The organism is Stenotrophomonas sp. Steno-Z10-BAI, from assembly GCF_056393115.1.
The window spans coordinates 225,410-242,514 of record NZ_JBWJOZ010000005.1 but is presented as its reverse complement, the minus strand read 5'-3'; the positions used below and the strand labels follow the sequence as shown (position 1 = coordinate 242,514).

Below are 17,105 nucleotides of genomic sequence, written 5' to 3'. Positions count from 1 at the left end.
CATCGATCCGCTGGAGGGAAGCCGTACGCTGCCCGATCCGGCTGGCACGTCCCGCTCAGCGCCGACGCGACGTCGCGCGCGGCTGCAGCGCGTCCAGGGCGCCTGCGTTGCGGCGCGCCCAGTCGTAAATCAGTTCGATCGGTTCCACCAGTTGCCGTCCCAGCGGAGTCAGCGTGTAGTCCACCGAGGGCGGCACGGTGGGGTACTCGGTGCGCAGCACGATCCCGGCATGCTCCATGTCACGCAGCGTCTGGATCAGCATCTTCTTGGAGACGGCCGGCAGGCTGCGGTGCAGCGCGTTGCTGCGGGCGGTGCCGTCATGGCGCACGGACAGGGTGTGCAACACCATCGAGGTCCACTTGGTGCTGAACAGCTCCAGCACCCGCCGGGGGGCGCAATCCTCTCGCCAGTGCTCTTCGGGGGTACCCGTTTTCATGTGTGGTTACCGTTTGGTGCCTTCTTTCGAGGCGTACCTCGATATCCTAAGGTGTGCGCCTGTAAAGCCATGAAAGAGGCGACATCGTGAGGCAGAAAGCGTTGGTGGTCGGTGCAACGGGCATCGTGGGCAGTGCACTGATACAACGGCTGCTGCAGGAGGGCTGGGACGTCCACGGCCTGGCCCGCCGGCCCGATTCGCTGCCCGCCGGCGCCCACGGCGTCTGCGCCGACCTGCGCGATGCGCAGGCCACGCGTGCCGCGCTGTCCGCACTGGGCCCGACGCACGTGTTCATCACCACGTGGTCCCGGCAGGCCAACGAGGCCGAGAACATCCGGGTCAACGGCGCGATGGTGCGCCATCTGCTGGATGCACTGCAGCCGGCCGGCAGCGTGCAGCATGTGGCGCTGGTCACGGGCCTGAAACACTACCTCGGGCCGTTCGAGGCGTACGCGCAGGGCAGCCTGCCGCAGACGCCCTTCCGTGAGGAACAACCGCGTCTGCCCGTGGACAACTTCTACTACGCGCAGGAAGACGAGGTGTTCGCCGCCGCCGCCCGCGATGGCTTCCACTGGAGCGTGCATCGCCCGCATACCGTGATCGGCGCGGCGGTGGGCAATGCCATGAACATGGGCACCACCCTGGCCGTGCACGCAACGCTGTGCCGGCAGACCGGGCGCCCGTTCCAGTTCCCCGGCTCCCTCGCGCAGTGGGACGGGCTGACCGACATGACCGATGCCGGGCTGCTCGCGCGGCACCTGCTGTGGACAACGCAGACACCGGCCGCCGCCAACCAGGCCTTCAACGTGGTCAACGGCGATGTGTTCCGCTGGCGCTGGATGTGGGGCCGGATCGCCGCGTGGTTCGATATCGAGCCCGTGCCGTTCAGTGGTCAGGTCCGTCCGCTCGCCGAGCAGATGGCCAATGATGCCGCGCTGTGGTCGTCGCTGGCCGCCACCCACGGCCTGGCCGCGTCTGACATCCACCAGCTGATCTCGCCCTGGCACACCGATGCCGATCTCGGGCGCCCGCTGGAGGTGGTGACGGACATGTCCAAGAGCCGCCGGATGGGGTTCCTGGATTACCAGCCCAGTGACGATGCGTTCTTCGAGCTGTTCGCACGGCTGCGGGCAGCGCGGTTGATTCCCTGAGGCGCTGCCGCACAGCGCTGGGAGGGTTCCACAGCGATACCCCGCAGCGATACGCTAGGGCGGCCGCCCCCCGCTGACCCCGAGTGCCGCTTGAGCTCTTCTCCTTCCACCGGTACCCACGGCGAACGCGATGCCGAGCGCGTCAAGCTGGCCCTGGCCGCTGGCGCGATCATCGGCACCTGGTTCTGGGATGTCGCCCAGGACAGCCTCACCGTCGACGATGCCCTCGCCCAGGCGCATGGACTGGACCCCGCGCTTGCACGCACCGGGCTGCGCCTGGAGCAGGTGGTGTCTGCCGTTCACCCTGAGGACCGCGCGGGTCTGGCGGAGGCGATCGCCGAAGCCGTGCGTCGTGGTGGTCGCTATGCCCACCAGTACCGGACCCGTGGCACCGATGGCGCCTATCGCTGGATCGAGGCCATCGGTCGGGTCGACCTGGACGCCGATGGACATGCAATCGGGTTTCCCGGCGTGCTGATCGACATCGATGAACGCAGGCGGGTGGAGGCGGAGCGTGACCAGGCGCAGACCCTGCTGCGTTCGTTCGTGGAGGCCGCACCGGGTGTGGTGTACGCCAAGGACCGCCAGGGCCGGATCCTGATCGGCAACCGCGGCACCACGGAACTCATCGGCATGCCGCCCGAGGCCTACGTGGGGCGCACCGATGCCGAGCTGCTCAGCGACCCCGCCCAGGCCGCCATGGTCATGGCCACCGACGAACGGGTCATGGCCAGCGGACAAACCGAGCAGCTCGAAGAAGAAGTGAGCTTTCCCGATGGCCGGCGCGCCTACTGGCTGTCCACCAAATCGCCGTTGCGTGATGCCGACGGTACCGTGGTGGGCGTGGTGGGCACCTCGCTGGACATCACCGATCGCAAAGCCGCCGAAGCCCGCCACGTTGAAGTGGAGGAGCGCTATCGGCTGGCGGCCCATGCCACCAATGATGCGATCTGGGACTGGCGCATCTCCGATGGTCATGTGATCTGGAACGAAGCGCTGACGACCCTGTTCGGCCATGCGCTGAGCGAGACCAGTGCGCAGTGGTGGCTGGACCATATCCATCCTGATGACCGCGCGCGCGTCGATACGGACATCCATGCCGTGATCGAAGGCGGTGGCACGACCTGGAACAACGAATACCGGTTCCGCCGCGCCGATGGCAGCTACGCCGCCGTGCTCGACCGCGGCACCGTGCTGCGTGGCGGGATAGGCGAACCGCTGCGGATGATCGGCGCGATGCTGGACCTGACGGTTCGGCAGGAAGCCGAAGCAGCGCTCGCCAAGAGCGAAGAACGCCTGCGTTTGGCCACGGAGGCCGGCGATATGGGTTTCTGGGATGTCGATCTGGTGCGCGATGCACTGATCTGGCCGGCACGGACCAAGGCGATGTTCGGGATCTCGCCCGAGGTCGCGGTGTCGATGCGCGACTTCTACGATGGCATCCACCCCGAGGATCGGCTGGCCACCACCACGGCCTTCGCCGCTGCGGCCGATCCAGCTCAACGCGCCCTCTACGACGTGGAGTACCGCACCGTTGGCAAGGAAGACGGTCTCGTGCGCTGGGTGGCCGCCAAGGGGCGCGGTCATTTCGAAGGGGACCGCTGCGTGCGCGTGGTGGGCGTGGCGATCGAGATCACTGCGCGCAAGCTGGCCGACGCGCATCTGCAGGAATTGAACGAACATCTGGAAAGCCGCGTTCTCGACGAGGTGGCTGAGCGCACCCGCGTGGAGGATGCCCTTCGGCAGAGCCAGAAAATGGAGGCAGTGGGGCAGCTCACTGGCGGCATCGCGCACGACTTCAACAACATGCTCGCCACGGTGATCGGCCCGCTGGATCTGCTGGCGATGCGCATGGGCGACAGCGATCCGCGCGCCAAGCGCTACATCGACATGGCCATCGACGGCGCCACCCGGGCGGCACAGCTCACCCAGCGATTGCTCGCGTTCTCGCGGCAGCAGCCCTTGCAGCCGGTGCCATTGGATGTGAACCACTTGATCGCCGGCATGTCGGATCTGCTCGTGCATTCGCTGGGCAGCAGCATCCGCTTGGAGACGGTGTTGGCCGCGCAGGTGTGGTGGACCTTCGCCGATGCCAACCAGCTGGAGAACGTGATCCTCAATCTGGCCGTCAATGCACGTGACGCGCTCCCCGGCGGGGGACGCCTGATGGTGGAGACCGCCAACTGCACGATCACCGCAGATCACCGGACGGCGGCGGAAGACGTTCCCGACGGCGAGTATGTCCGGATCACCGTGGCCGACAACGGCAGCGGCATGCCGCCGGAGGTGATCGCCAAAGCATTCGATCCGTTCTTCACCACGAAGAAGGTGGGGCATGGCACGGGACTGGGACTGTCGCAGGTGTATGGCTTCGTCAAACAGTCGGCCGGTCACGTGAAGATCCGCTCTGCCGTCGGGCAGGGAACAACGGTGACCCTGTATCTGCCGCGCCTCATTGCGGACATCGCCGCCGCGCCTTCGCCGGCAACCAGTGGTACCGCTCCGCTGAGCGGGGGCCGCGAACGTGTGCTGATCGTGGAAGACGAGCCCGGCGTTCGCCAGTTCTCCATCGATGCGTTGAGCGAGCTGGGCTACCCGGTGCTCGCCGCCGACGGTGCCGCCACCGCCCTTGCCCTGCTCGACAGCCATCCCGACATCGCGCTGCTGTTCACCGATGTGGTGATGCCCGAGATCAACGGGCGGCAGCTGGCCGATGCGGCCCTGAAGCGGCGCCCGGATCTGAAAGTGCTGTTCACCACCGGCTACAGCCGCAATGCACTGGAGCACGACGGCGTACTGGACCCCAGCGTCCACCTGATCGGCAAGCCGTTCACGCTGGAGGAGCTGGCCCTGCGGGTGCGCGCGGTGCTTGCCGAGGTACGCTGATGGATGGGGTAGTGCACGCCCTTGATACGTCAGGGATCAGGCAGCCTGCTGGCGCCTGCTTACCTGTGCTCTCCCCGACCGCTGTCCTGGCACAGGCCAGCGACCATGACGCGGTAAACCAGGTCATGCAGAAACATGGAGCGGCCAACGCACGTTGCCGGCGTCATGAGTCTTCATCTTTCACGCTCACGTACAGCGTAGGCACGGCCTTCATGAAGTCCCCCAGTCGTCCCATCTGGATCTGCAGATCATCGGGGATGACGTCGGCCGCAGCGTCGAGCAGTGCCTGGCAGTGCTGCTCGAACGGTGCGACCACGCGACGTCGTGGCGCGAGCATGAAGGAGTAACAGGCCTGGCTCGACCACGGCGGGGGCGCCAGCGCGTAGTGCGAGCTGCCCAAGGCAAACAACGGCGCGTGGCTCTCGCCTGGCAGCGACAGCGTGATGTCGTTGGCGTTCACCTCGGCCCGGGTGTGGGTGCGCTGGATCGCCCACGCATCGAGTGTGTTGCGGCCCGGCACCGGGCCTACGGTGCCATCCACGGCGCCCGCCAGCAGGGACAGCGCGGCGTCCACGCTCACACCGTAGTGATCCAGCATGTGAGGCTCCAGCGCCATCCACAGCTGTATCGCGCCGGCCACCGGACCATACGCGTGCAGGATGTCTGCAGGTGCCAACGCCGGCAGCAGCGTGGACGGCACCAGGTGCGCGAGTTCCTCCACGCTGCGTGTGGCGCTGGTGACGGTCAGGAACAGATACGGCGCCATCCCCGCCCGCTCGGGCTCCAGCATGGGCACGACCGGCTCCCCCTCGACCGCATTGCCGCGCGCGCACGAGGGCAACAATGCGGTGCCCGCAAGCGCGGCCAACAGCAGGCGCCGCCGCGCCAGAAAATGAGTGTCATCCATGCGCAGAGAATACACGGGGGTAAAAGCGACCCGCTTGACGGGCCGCGTATTTTCTCAATACTGCGCCAATGCTCAGCCAACACTTTCTCTTCTTCTTCGCGATGCTGGGCGCCTTCAATGGCATCGTCGCGGCGTCGGTATTGTGGTGGCGCGCCAAGGGAGAGCCCACGCAGCGCTGGCTGTCGCTGCTGATCCTGATGGTCGGTGTGCGGACCGGAAAATCCGTGGCGTTCCACTTCTGGCCGGATATTCCGCTGGTCGTTCTCCAGCTCGGGCTGACCGCCTGTTTCCTGATCGGCCCCTGCCTCTACTTTCTGGTGCGCTCCAGCCAACGGGAGACTGCCGGGACGGACACGAACGGCCGGTGGCACCTCGCCGCGCTGCTGGTGCTTGCCGTGGCGGTGAATGTCCTGCTGCCCTACACCCGCAACATCGAACTGTGGCGGTACGTCATCACGCCGGGCATCAACTATGCCTGGCTGGGCTATCTGCTGCTCACCACCGTGCAGGTGTATCGCCACCGCGCCCGGCTGCTGGCCTCGCCGTCCGCCCCGCTTCTGCTGGGGGCGCTGGGGGGCATCTGGATCATCTGGATCGCGTACTACACGGCGGGGTACACGTCCTATATCGTCGGCGCGCTGTCCTTCACGTTCGTTCTCGCGGTAAGCGTTCTGGTTGGGCTCCGGCTGCGCTCGGGGCGGGCAACGATCGAGCCCTATCAGGACCGTCGGATTCCCGCGTCCGACGCCGCCGTTCAACTCCAGGCCCTGGCCGAGCTGATGGCGCGCGAGCGGTTGCATCTGGACCCCGCCCTGACCCTGCCGCGCCTCGCCCGCCGGCTTGGCATGCCCCAGACCCGGCTGTCGCAGCTGCTCAACGACAACAACCAGACCTCGTTCAAGCAGTACCTGACCCAACTGCGGGTGATCGAAGCCAAGGCGATCCTGCAACAGCAGCCTCCCAAGCCGCTGGATATCGTGGCGCAGGAAGCGGGCTTCCAGTCGATGTCGACCTTCTACAGCGCGTTCAAGAAGTGCGAAGGCGTTACTCCGGCGGCCTACCGCACGGCCGCCACACACTCCTAGAATCGATTTCCGCACTCCGGAAAGACACTGCACGACATTGATTTGAAAGAGATTGGATAGGGTGCTGGCTCCTTCCTGCGAGTCAGCGCCATGCAGTCGTTACGTACCCTCGCCACCTTCGTATTGCTCCTGCTCAGTGTCTGGCTGGGCGGCACCTGCACCACCGACGCGGCGCCGCGGACCACCGTCCCCGCGGCCATGGGACAGCCCGCCAGCGGCCAGCAGGACCGCATCCTGTTCATCCTCGCCAGCGCCAAGGTGCATGGAACTTCCACGCTCCCGGCCAGCGTCAGTTTTGGCGAGGTGGTGCATGCCTGGGATGTCTTCCATGCCGCCGGCTACGCGGTGGACTTCGTGTCACCCGATGGCGGCGCCGTACCCATTCTGGATGACTACGTCAGCGACGACGTGGCGCACCGCCTGGACGATGCCCGGATCATGCGCGGGCTGCGCGGCACCGTCACCCCGGCACAGATCGATCCCACGCAGTACCGGGCGGTGTACTACGTGGGCGGCAGCAATGCCATGTACGGGGTCGCCGAGAACGTGGCGCTGCAGCGCATTGCCATGCGGGTCTACGAGGGCAACGGCGGGGTGATCTCGGCGGTCTGCCACGGCACGGCCGGCATCGTGAATCTCCAGCTTGCCGGCGGCCAGTACCTGGTCTCGGGCAAGCGCATCAGCGGCTACCCCGAAGAGCACGAGCGCCAGGATGCGCCGTACTTCAACCAGTTCCCGTTCCTGATCCGCCAGACCGTCGTGTCCCGCGGCGGTGCCTTCCGGACGGTGGAAAGCGATGACCCGCATGTCGAAGTCGATGGCCGGCTGGTGACCGGGCAGAACTACGCCTCTGCAACGCCGGTGGCGCAGGCCGTGGTCGAGGCGCTTCGCATCCACACCGTGCAGGCGTCCAACCAGGCAGCCGCTCAACCCTGATCTCCCACACCCCTGAGGAAACACCATGAAAGTATCGATTCGATCCGTCGGCCTTGCCGCCAGCCTGTTCCTGCTGCTCCCCACCTCGGCCATGGCGCAGAGCACCGATCGTGAGGCGGTGGACAAGGTCATGCAGACCTTCATGCGCGCCTACATCACTGCCGACAATACGTTGGCCAAGGACGTCTTCCGGGCAGACGGGGTGATGATCGGCTACTCCGAAGCCCGTGGCAGCGCGCTGCAGATGCGGACCGGGGAACAGTTCGCCGAAGGCTTCAACGGCACGCCGGCGGCCAACGAGGCCCAGCGCAAGCGCCGCTATGAAATCGTGGACATGGCCACCAACCTGGCGGCCGTCCGCGTGATGCTGGATTACCCCGGCTGGGACGGCGTGGACTACGTGGTTCTGCTCAAGACCGATGGCCAGTGGAAGATCATGAGCAAGTCCTGGACCGGCCAGATCAAGCCCTGAGCTGGAATGCGCGAACCTGACGCCCATCGCTTCCGGGTGTGGACCGGAAGCGATGAAGCGTCCGAAGCATCAGCGCTCGCCGCGCACCCCAGCCAGTGGATCGCCACAACGCGAGGTGGCGTCGCGATGACGCTGTTGCGCGCACTCACGCGCCCCCCTGCCATCGGCATCCACCTGCGACACTCCGCCGCCGCCCTGCCCGCCAAACCGCACCTGCACGCCGATGCTGTTGCTGCGCAGGCTGTTGCGACCCTGCTCGTGACCGAGCAGCAGCGAGAACATCCAGCCGCTGTCCAGCTGCAGATCCACGCCAGCCCCGATGGACAAGGCATCGTCGTTGTAGCTGCGCATTGCCAGGACGTAATCGCTCGCGTTCGGGCGCTGCACATAGTTCATCGTGGCGTCGCTGCGGTTCTCCAGCGCCTTGCGATACTCCACGTTCCAATGCGGACGCCAGCTGACGCGCTCGCCCTGGAAGGCATGGTTGCCCTCGATGCCCAGCGCGACACTGCTGTTGTCGATGTCCTGACGACCATAGGTCAGATCGAATGCATCCAGACCATGCTCGCGATAGCCATCCAGTCTCGCGCGGTGCCCATCGTAGCGGCCATAGCTGGTCAGCGTGGTGCCGCGGGCACTGCGATGCTCGTAACCAAAGGTAAGTGAGCCGAACCACTGGTCACCCTTGCGCGAGCCGTGCGCCGACGCGCCGACCACCTCATTCCAGCGATTCACATCGAAATCCAGCCGGCCGCTGGCCAGCATGCCGTCGAAGAACACGTGCTGGCCCGCGCGCCACAGGCCGTAGACGGCCAGCGAGCGCTGGTCCGCATCGGTGCTGGACGGGCTGTTGTTGAAGTCGTTGTCCTGACGCCCCCAGCTGCCGGCAAGTCCCAGCAGCACGTTCTCGCCAATGGCCCGATCCGCACCCACCGTGATGCCGCCGGTGTTGAAGTCGAACCCGCCGCTGCCGCGCCCGGCCTTGCCGAAGGTCGCCGTACCGGCTGCCCACGCACCCCAGCCCTCGGGCAGGCGCGGAAGACCGTTGACCATGCTGTCGGCCGCTCTGTTCAGCGGTACCGAGATACCCGGCACACCAAGGCCGCCTGCGTAGGCCAGGGCGACGTTGAAGCTGGAGGCATTGCTGCCGACCCGCACCTGGCGCAGGCGGTCGCGGATGTTGCCCTGCTGCACCTGGGCAAAGCGGATGCTGGCATCGGCCTGCGCCTGCAAGGTGCCGACAACCTGCGCATCGGCGGTCGGATCAGGGCGCGCCGCCACGACCAGCCGGACCTCGATCGACGCTGCTGCGTAACTGCCGCTTGCCGCCTGTGCTGCGGTCAGCACCGCACTGCCCTCACCCACCACGGTCACCCTGCGGCCATTGACCGTGGCGACGGCCATGTTGGAGCTGCTGAAGGTGAACGCGCCGGGGCTGGTGCTCTGCGGCAGGGCCAGCTCGAAGTCCGATTCGCCATACACCTTGCTCAGATCGTCCTGCCAGGTGATCTCCGGGGTGGCCATGCCGATGTTCACCTCCAGCTGCAGCTGCGTTGCGGCGGCACGCAATGCGTCGCCGGCCTGATTGGCGGTCAACACGCAGCGACCGGCCGATACCATCGTCACGGTGTCGCTCTGCACAGCGCACACCGAAGGGGTTGTGCTGGCAAACACAATGGGATTGCCGGAGTCACCGCCGGTGGCGGCGACACGGAAGCTGCCGCCCACGCTGTAGACGGGATCTGCCGGTGTTGCGGTGAAGCCGGTGATGGTCTGTACGGCCGCCGCCACCACGAACCGGTAACTCCGCTGACCGCTGAAGCCATTGGCGTCGGTCACCTCCACGTCGAAATCGAAGGTACCGGCGGACGTAGCTTCACCGGAGATGTCCCCGGATTCGGCGAGCAGCAGCCCTGGCGGCAGGCTGCCGGACCGCAGCGCAAAGCGGTAGGGCGCTGTCCCGCCACTGGCGGTCAGGCGCTGGCGATAGTCCTGCCCGCCATCGGCGGGCGGCAGCTGCGGCTGGTCAAGCACCAGGGTCGGCGCATCCACCACGAGGGTGTAGCTGCGGCTCGCGGTGAACGGCCCCGTGCCGATGCTGCTGTCCGTCACCAACACCGTGAAGCTGAAGGAGCCTGCTTTGTTGGGGATACCGGACAGTTCGCCGCCGGGCGACAACTGCACGCCGGCCGGCAACGCGCCACCGGAGACCGCATAAACGTAGGGACCGGTACCGCCGCTGGCCGACAGAACGTGACGGTAGGCATTGCTGGCCGTGGTCGACGCCAGCGAAGCAGGATCCAGCGCCAGCGTCGGTGCGGACACCGTGATATCTACCGCAGCTGCTGCGGAGGTGGTGTAGGCATCGCTGGCGCGGTAGGTGAAGCTGTCCGGACCTGCATAGCCCATGGTCGGCACGTACTCGATATCCATGCCGTTGACCGTCGCCGTGCCATGGCTGGGGGCGGTGACCACCGCTACAGCGGTCGGTGTACCTGTGATCGGCAGCGTGATCGTGGTTGCCGCCGCACCGTAGGCGACGGTGGCCGTGGCGGGACCGGCAACCAGGGCAGGTGCCGGCGTGACTGCATTGGAGGCCGCTGAAGCCGAACCCGTACCGGCGCCGTTGGTGGCGGTCACCGTGAAGGTGTAAGTGACACCCGGCGTCAGGCCGTTGAAACTCAGCGGCGAGCCGCTCCCCGCGACGGTGGCACCGCCAGGCATCGCGGTGGCGGTGTATCCACTGACCGGCGCGCCTCCAGCGTTGCCGGGTGCGGTGAATGTCACGCTTACCTGGCCGGCGCCGATGACCGTCGCGGTGCCGATGTCCGGCGCGGAGGGGACAACTGCATTGACCGTAAACGTTCGGGTGACCTGGGCCGCCGGCAGATAGCTGCCGTTGCCGGCCTGGTCGGCATGCAGGGTGCAGGTACCTGCACCCACGAAGGTCAGCGTGCCGCCGGTAGTGATCGTGCACACCCCGGTGGTGGACGAAGTGAACGTCGGGGTCAGTCCGGAATCCGCCGTGGCGGTCAAGGCCGGCGTTGTGCCGAAGTTCTGCGTTCCCGGGTTGTTGAACGTGATGAGCTGCGCGGCCTTGGGGGTTACCGCGCTGGACGCCGTCGAGGACGGGCTCGCGCCGGCGGCATTGTCTGCCGTGACCGTAAAGGTATACGCGACCCCGTTGGTCAACCCGGTAACCACCATTGGCGAGCTCGCTCCATTCACAGGGGCGACGTCGGCCGGACTGACGGTGACCGTGTAGCCGGTGATGCTGGCGCCGCCGGTGAACACAGGCGGCACGAACGCGATGCTGACCTGGGTATCACCGGCAGTGGCCGACGGAGCGGGAGGGGCGCCCGGCGCCACCGGAGCGACAGTGAATGACTGGCTTGCCTGGGGTGCGGCCAGGTAGCTGCCATCGCCGCCCTGGTCGGCGTTGATGGTGCAGGTGCCTGCGGAAAGGAACGTCAGCGCGCCGCCGGTCGTGATCGTACACACTCCGGAGGTGGCGGATCCGAAGCTGACCGTATAGCCGGCACCGGCGCTGGAGGTGGCGGTCAGGGTCGGCGTGGTGCCGAAGTTCTGCGTGCCGGGGTTGTTGAAGGTGATGGTCTGCGGCGCTGCAGGCATCACACTGTTGGACGCCGCCGATACGTCACCTGTTCCCGCTGCGTTGCTCGCGGTGACGGTGAAGGTGTACGCCACGCCGTTGGTCAAGCCGGTCACCGTGACTGGTGAACCGGCGCCGGTCGCAATGACCCCGCCCGGGTTGGCTGTCACCGTGTACACGGTGATGGCGCTGCCACCCGTAAAGGACGGTGACGTGAACGTGACCGTGGCCTGGGTGTTGCCGGCGGTGGCCGTGCCGATGGTCGGCGTACCTGGCACCACCGCATTGACGGTGAAGGTCTGCGTCACCGTGGTAGCCGCATTCCATGCGGGACTACCCGCCTGATCGGCGTCGATCGTGCACACGCCGGCACTGAAGAAGGTCAGTGTGCCGCCCGAGCTGACGGTGCACACCCCACCAGTGGACGAACTGAACACAGGAACGAGTCCCGAGGTTGCCGTCGCCGAGAGCGCTGGCGACGTGCCCATGGTCTGAGTGCCCGGATTGCCGAACGTGATGGACTGGTTGCCCTTCGGGGTCACCGCGCTGGTCGCGCCGGAGGCTGCGCCAGTGCCGGTTGCGTTGATTGCCTTCACGTCGAACGTATAGGCGGTGCCGTTGGTGAGGCCTGTGACCACGATGGGTGACGTGGTGAATCCGTTGCCACCTGCGGTGGCACCGCCAGGGCTGGCGGTCACCAGATAGCCGGTGATCGCCGAGCCGCCATTATCGGCCGGCGCGGTGAATGCCACGGATACCTGGGCATCGCCAGGCGTTGCTGCGCCGATGACCGGCGCGCCGGGAGCGACAGGCATCGCCACGGTGTGGGTCACACCGGACAGGTAAGGCGCAACACCGGTGTTGCCCGCGGCATCGGCAATGTCCGTCGCGCCATTGAGATTGACCTTGAGCGTCCCCGAACCCGCGATGCTGCCAACGTTGACGTTGACCGACGTCCCGGAACTCGCCGACACACTCACGATACTGCCGCTGGCACTGCCCGTGCCGACGAGTGTGAAATCGTCCGTGGACACATTCGACACCGTCTCATCGAAGGTCACCGTGAATGCCATCGCCGCGTCGCTTGCGGCGGGCGATCCCACCGGCGCGATGCTGTTGACCGAAGCAATGCGATTGTCGACCGTCGCGTTGCTGGTATCGGCCGTGGTGGTGGTGTTGCCGGCATTGTCCGTCGCGGTCAAGGTGACGTTGCGGTTGCCGACCCCATTGATGGCGCCACCGACGATCGTATAGGTTGCCGTCCAGACGCCGCTGCTGTTGACGGCGGTGACAGCGGCGCCGCCACCGAACTGGCTGAAGTTCACGCTGACTGCGCTGATCGTATCGCTGTTGTTATCCCCACCCGCCGTGTTGTTCCAGACGGCAGTGACGGTGTCGCCGAGTTTGTAGGCACCACCAGTTCCCGATGCACCGCTGATGTTGATGTTTGCATTGGCCAACGTCGGGGCGATGGTATCCACCGTGGCATTGGTGGTGTCCGCACGGGTGGTGCTGCCACCGCCATTTCTCGCGGTCACGCTGACGTTGCGGTTGGCGGCGTCGATGAAACCGGCCGTGAGGGTGTACGTCGCCGTCCAGATGCCGGCGCTGTTGATGGCCGCGACGGCCGAACCACCCCCGAACTGGCTGAAGTCGACGGTCACCGCGCTCACGCCGGCATTGTTGTCGCCGCTCGCGCTGTTGTTCCACGTCGCGGTGAGGATATCGCCGATCTTGTATGCGCCGCCGGTACCGGTCCCGCCACTGATGCTGATGCGTGCGTCGCTGATGGTCGGGGGTGCCGGCGCCTGGCAGGTCACCGTTGCGGTGAAAGTGCCGCCGCCCGTGCCCGACCACAGGTACACCTGGTAGTCGCTGAAATCGGCTGGCACGGTGTGCGTGGCGTTGAGATTCAACTCATTGTTCTGCGCCGCGTAGTTTTCACCCACGTCGGTAACATTGTTTCCCTGCCATAGGGTGAAGCCACCGCCTCCCGCTCCAGCGGTCGCATTGGTACTGCCCGAGGACGTCACTGTGTAGTGGATTCGCTCGCCTTGGGCGACCTGATAGTCCGCTTGATAATCGTCAATACCGCCGCTGACCGTGATGCCGTTCCCCCAGTAGTTTTGAATCGCCTGGCAGCCACTGGACAGCGCCGCCATCGCAGGCGCGGTTACGGCAAGGCCGCAGAACGCTGCGGCGAACAGGGTGAAGCGACGCAGAGTGCGGCGCTGTTGGGATTTGGGACACACACCAGCGGCCCGGCAGGCAGACACGATCAACGACACACGACACCCCTTGTTGCCTTGTAGTGCCTTTCCGCGGAAAGGCCGAAAACAGCACAACCGCCCCGGGAGTACCCCAAGAGCGATTGCCCGCCTGGATAGTTGTGATCCTTCCCCTACCGCTGCCCGGTTCCTTCCAGGCAGGTCACGCGCTGCAATCTTTGTTCCACCCGTGACCGCCACGAACTACACAGCGGTCGCCGAGCCGGCCATCCCACCGGCCGATCGGGCACGCGCTTTGCGCGCCATGCGGAGATATCGGCCACGTTGCCTGAACCTGTAGCGTCGTGCCGATGCTGTCTGGGGGAATGCGTGGCTAACCAGCCCCACGTGTCTGCGCAGCGGCGCCCGAGGCCGCGCAGGCTGCGGACACCGTGCAACCGCAACGGTCCCGCACAACTTTCAAACATCCGCTTGAAACGCGCGTAACTTCGTCGAACTGGACACGATCCACCAGTTCCGCCAGACTCCGCCCTTTCCTGTTGTTCGGCACCCATGGCGAAACTGCTGGTCCTGCATGGCCCCAACCTCAACCTGCTCGGCACGCGCGAGCCGGGGGTCTATGGGCACACCACGCTGGCGCAGATCGACCAGGCCCTGCTGGCCCAGGCGCAGGCCGCCGGCCATGCCATGGAGAGCCTGCAGTCCAACGCCGAGCACGTGCTGGTGGATCGGGTGCAAGCCGCCCGCGATGACGGCACCGCCTTCATCCTGATCAACCCGGCCGCGTTCACCCATACCTCGGTCGCCCTGCGCGATGCGCTGGCCGCGGTGGACGTGCCGTTCATCGAGATCCACCTGTCCAACCCGCATACGCGCGAGCCCTTCCGCCAGCACAGCTATTTCAGCGACAAGGCGGTAGGGGTGATCTGTGGGTTCGGGGCGGACAGCTATCGCTACGCGATGGATGCGGCGCTGACCCGGTTGGCGGCTGCTTCGGCGTGATGACGCTGCCGCGTGTCCTGGCCAGCGTCGCGCTGTGGGGCTGCCTGTGTGGCGGCGCCATCGCCGCGGATCGCAGCGCGGAAGGCATCGACTGTGCGCGGCCCAGCGGCACCATGGAATCGGATCTGTGCGCCTCGGATGTGGCCAGCGCCGCCGATACCGAATTGAACGCGGTGTACGCCCAGGCGCGGCAGCAGTTGCGCAGCCAGGCGGCCGAAGGCGCCTGCACGCACTGCGCCGATGCGGAAAAGCAGCTGATCCTGGCCCAGCGCGCGTGGATGCAGCTGCGCGACCACGATTGCGACGCGGTCTACGCCTTCAACGCCGATGGCACCTCGCGCAATGGCGCGCAGATGCACTGCCTGACCACCCTCGCGCGCGACCGTACGCGGCAGCTGCGCGATTTCTACGAATTGCTTTGACCCGAGCGCACCGCGCTTCCCACCACACTGACACCACGAGCCAAAGAGGCCCCTATGGATCTCCGCAAAATCAAGAAACTGATCGACCTGCTGGAAGAGTCGAACCTCGCCGAAATCGAAATCAAGGAAGGCGAAGAGTCCGTGCGTCTGTCGCGCGCGCCCGTCTCCGGCTACGGCATGGTGCAGGCCCAGCCGCAGATGATGATGGCCCCGGCACCGGCCCAGGCTGCCGCACCGGCGATGCCGATGCAGTCGCCGACCGAAGCCTCCACCGGTGGCACCGCCAAGGCCGGCAACGCCCTGCCCGATGGCCACGTGCTGCGCGCACCGATGGTCGGCACCTTCTATTCGTCGTCCTCGCCGGACAAGCCGGCCTTCGTGTCGGTCGGCCAGGCGGTCAAGGCCGGTGAAACGCTGGCGATCATCGAAGCGATGAAGATGTTCAACCCGATCGAAGCCGATGTTTCCGGCACCATCGTCGCCATCCTGGGCGAAAACGGCCAGCCGGTCGAATTCGACCAGCCGCTGTTCGTGATCGGCTAAGGATTAGTCCATGCTCGACAAAGTCGTTATTGCCAACCGAGGGGAGATCGCGCTGCGCATCCTGCGCGCGTGCCATACCCTGGGCATCCGCACGGTGGCTGTGCATTCCACGGTCGACCGCAACCTCAAGCACGTGGCCATGGCCGACGAGTCGGTCTGCATCGGTCCGGCACCGTCCTCGGAGAGCTATCTCAACATCCCGGCCCTGATCGCCGCGGCGGAAGTCACCGACGCCCAGGCCATCCACCCGGGCTACGGTTTCCTGTCGGAAAACGCCGACTTCGCCGAGCGCGTGGAAGAATCCGGTTTCATCTTCATCGGCCCCAAGGCCGACACCATCCGCCTGATGGGCGACAAGGTGGAAGCGATCCGTGCGATGAAGGCCGCCGGCGTGCCGTGCGTGCCCGGCTCGGGCGGCCCGCTGACCGACGACATCGTGGCCAATACCAAGATCGCCCGTGAGATCGGCTACCCGGTCATCATCAAGGCCTCCGGTGGCGGTGGCGGCCGTGGCATGCGCGTGGTGCATGCCGAAGCCTCGTTGAAGGCGGCGATCGAGACCACCAAGTCCGAAGCCAAGGCCGCTTTCAGCAACGATCAGGTCTACATGGAGAAGTTCCTGGAGAATCCGCGTCACGTGGAAATCCAGGTACTTGCCGATGGCCAGGGCAACGCCATCCACCTCGGTGAACGCGACTGCTCCATGCAGCGCCGCCACCAGAAAGTGGTGGAAGAAGCGCCGGCACCGGGCATCACCGCCGAGCTGCGCGAAGAGATCGGCAAGGTCTGCGTGGAAGCCTGCATCCGCATCGGCTACCGCGGCGCGGGTACCTTCGAGTTCCTGTTCGAAGACGGCCGCTTCTACTTCATCGAAATGAACACCCGCGTGCAGGTGGAACATCCGGTGACGGAGATGGTGACCGGCATCGACTTGGTCTGCGAGCAGCTGCGCATCGCCGCCGGCCAGAAGCTGACCATCAAGCAGAGCGACGTGGTGCTGACCGGCCACGCGATCGAGTGCCGCATCAACGCCGAAGACGCTGAAACCTTCGTGCCGAGCCCGGGCCAGATCACCGCGTTCCATCCGCCGGGTGGCCCCGGTGTGCGTGTGGATACCCACATCTACAGTGGTTACCGCGTGCCGCCGAACTATGACTCGATGATCGGCAAGCTGATCGTGCACGGCCCGGATCGCGAGACCGCGATCGCGCGCATGCGCGTGGCGCTGAGCGAACTGGTCGTGGACGGCATCAAGACCAACGTCGCGCTGCAGCAGCGCATCATGCGCGACAAGGGCTTCCAGGCCGGTGGGCAGAACATCCACTACCTGGAAAAGCGCCTGGCCGAACGCAAGAACAAGTCGATCGCGTTGACCTGATCGGTTTTTCCACGCGGCATGCAGGACAGCAGAAAGGCGGGGATCT

12 protein-coding genes are annotated in these 17,105 nt (G+C 66.1%); 9 read left to right on the top strand and 3 right to left on the bottom strand.

Going from position 1 to position 17,105, the window contains the following annotated elements:
• Positions 1-55: 55 nt before the first annotated feature.
• Positions 56-436 carry a winged helix-turn-helix transcriptional regulator gene (locus AC06E9_RS14195; protein ID WP_121040361.1) on the bottom strand — a complete coding sequence of 127 codons (381 nt, stop codon included), beginning with the start codon at positions 434-436 and terminating at the stop codon, positions 56-58.
• An 83-nt stretch (positions 437-519) separates the two neighbouring features.
• Here AC06E9_RS14195 and AC06E9_RS14190 point away from each other — a divergent pair, with 83 nt between their 5' ends.
• Positions 520-1,587: an SDR family oxidoreductase gene (locus tag AC06E9_RS14190; protein WP_478056300.1), complete on the top strand. Its 1,068-nt coding sequence runs from the start codon at positions 520-522 to the stop codon at positions 1,585-1,587.
• A 90-nt stretch (positions 1,588-1,677) separates the two neighbouring features.
• Positions 1,678-4,473, top strand: coding sequence for a PAS domain-containing hybrid sensor histidine kinase/response regulator (locus AC06E9_RS14185; RefSeq protein WP_478056264.1), 2,796 nt, complete (start codon positions 1,678-1,680; stop codon positions 4,471-4,473).
• A gap of 163 nt (positions 4,474-4,636) precedes the next feature.
• Here the strand turns inward: AC06E9_RS14185 and AC06E9_RS14180 are convergent, their stop codons facing one another.
• Positions 4,637-5,380, bottom strand: a complete 744-nt coding sequence (locus AC06E9_RS14180) for a hypothetical protein (protein ID WP_478056263.1) — start codon at positions 5,378-5,380, stop codon at positions 4,637-4,639.
• A 68-nt stretch (positions 5,381-5,448) separates the two neighbouring features.
• Between AC06E9_RS14180 and AC06E9_RS14175 the strand changes: the two genes are divergently transcribed.
• The 3 genes from AC06E9_RS14175 (at position 5,449) to AC06E9_RS14165 (ending at position 7,873) form a co-directional block, all read left to right on the top strand.
• Complete coding sequence (locus AC06E9_RS14175) at positions 5,449-6,465, top strand: AraC family transcriptional regulator (RefSeq protein WP_152150989.1); 1,017 nt, start codon at positions 5,449-5,451, stop codon at positions 6,463-6,465.
• A 90-nt stretch (positions 6,466-6,555) separates the two neighbouring features.
• Positions 6,556-7,401, top strand: coding sequence for a type 1 glutamine amidotransferase domain-containing protein (locus AC06E9_RS14170; RefSeq protein ID WP_121040369.1), 846 nt, complete (start codon positions 6,556-6,558; stop codon positions 7,399-7,401).
• Positions 7,402-7,426: 25 nt separating this feature from the next.
• On the top strand, positions 7,427-7,873 hold the full coding sequence (locus AC06E9_RS14165; protein WP_121040371.1) for a nuclear transport factor 2 family protein: 447 nt from the start codon (positions 7,427-7,429) through the stop codon (positions 7,871-7,873).
• Positions 7,874-7,942: 69 nt separating this feature from the next.
• Here the strand turns inward: AC06E9_RS14165 and AC06E9_RS14160 are convergent, their stop codons facing one another.
• Complete coding sequence (locus AC06E9_RS14160; protein WP_478056261.1) at positions 7,943-13,435, bottom strand: autotransporter domain-containing protein; 5,493 nt, start codon at positions 13,433-13,435, stop codon at positions 7,943-7,945.
• 831 nt (positions 13,436-14,266) lie between these two features.
• Between AC06E9_RS14160 and aroQ the strand changes: the two genes are divergently transcribed.
• The 4 genes from aroQ to accC are packed head-to-tail and all read left to right on the top strand — an operon-like array spanning position 14,267 to position 17,059.
• Positions 14,267-14,716, top strand: a complete 450-nt coding sequence (gene aroQ / locus AC06E9_RS14155; protein WP_478056260.1) for a type II 3-dehydroquinate dehydratase — start codon at positions 14,267-14,269, stop codon at positions 14,714-14,716.
• A complete protein-coding gene (locus tag AC06E9_RS14150) occupies positions 14,716-15,138 on the top strand; it encodes a lysozyme inhibitor LprI family protein (RefSeq protein WP_152150981.1) in 423 nt (140 codons plus the stop codon). The genes aroQ and AC06E9_RS14150 overlap by 1 nt, the downstream gene beginning before the upstream one ends.
• 54 nt (positions 15,139-15,192) lie before the next feature.
• Complete coding sequence (accB, locus tag AC06E9_RS14145) at positions 15,193-15,681, top strand: acetyl-CoA carboxylase biotin carboxyl carrier protein (RefSeq protein WP_121040377.1); 489 nt, start codon at positions 15,193-15,195, stop codon at positions 15,679-15,681.
• 10 nt (positions 15,682-15,691) lie between these two features.
• Positions 15,692-17,059 carry an acetyl-CoA carboxylase biotin carboxylase subunit gene (accC, locus tag AC06E9_RS14140; RefSeq protein ID WP_121040379.1) on the top strand — a complete coding sequence of 456 codons (1,368 nt, stop codon included), beginning with the start codon at positions 15,692-15,694 and terminating at the stop codon, positions 17,057-17,059.
• Positions 17,060-17,105 lie beyond the last annotated feature (46 nt).

Bases quoted from the DNA above. Each gene is read 5' to 3' on its own strand.
- aroQ (WP_478056260.1), top strand. From the start codon at position 14,267: ATGGCGAAACTGCTGGTCCTGCATGGCCCCAACCTCAACCTGCTCGGC.
- AC06E9_RS14170 (WP_121040369.1), top strand. From the start codon at position 6,556: ATGCAGTCGTTACGTACCCTCGCCACCTTCGTATTGCTCCTGCTCAGT.
- AC06E9_RS14175 (WP_152150989.1), top strand. From the start codon at position 5,449: ATGCTCAGCCAACACTTTCTCTTCTTCTTCGCGATGCTGGGCGCCTTC.
- AC06E9_RS14165 (WP_121040371.1), top strand. From the start codon at position 7,427: ATGAAAGTATCGATTCGATCCGTCGGCCTTGCCGCCAGCCTGTTCCTG.
- AC06E9_RS14195 (WP_121040361.1), bottom strand. From the start codon at position 436: ATGAAAACGGGTACCCCCGAAGAGCACTGGCGAGAGGATTGCGCCCCC.
- AC06E9_RS14150 (WP_152150981.1), top strand. From the start codon at position 14,716: ATGACGCTGCCGCGTGTCCTGGCCAGCGTCGCGCTGTGGGGCTGCCTG.
- accC (WP_121040379.1), top strand. From the start codon at position 15,692: ATGCTCGACAAAGTCGTTATTGCCAACCGAGGGGAGATCGCGCTGCGC.
- accB (WP_121040377.1), top strand. From the start codon at position 15,193: ATGGATCTCCGCAAAATCAAGAAACTGATCGACCTGCTGGAAGAGTCG.
- AC06E9_RS14180 (WP_478056263.1), bottom strand. From the start codon at position 5,380: ATGGATGACACTCATTTTCTGGCGCGGCGGCGCCTGCTGTTGGCCGCG.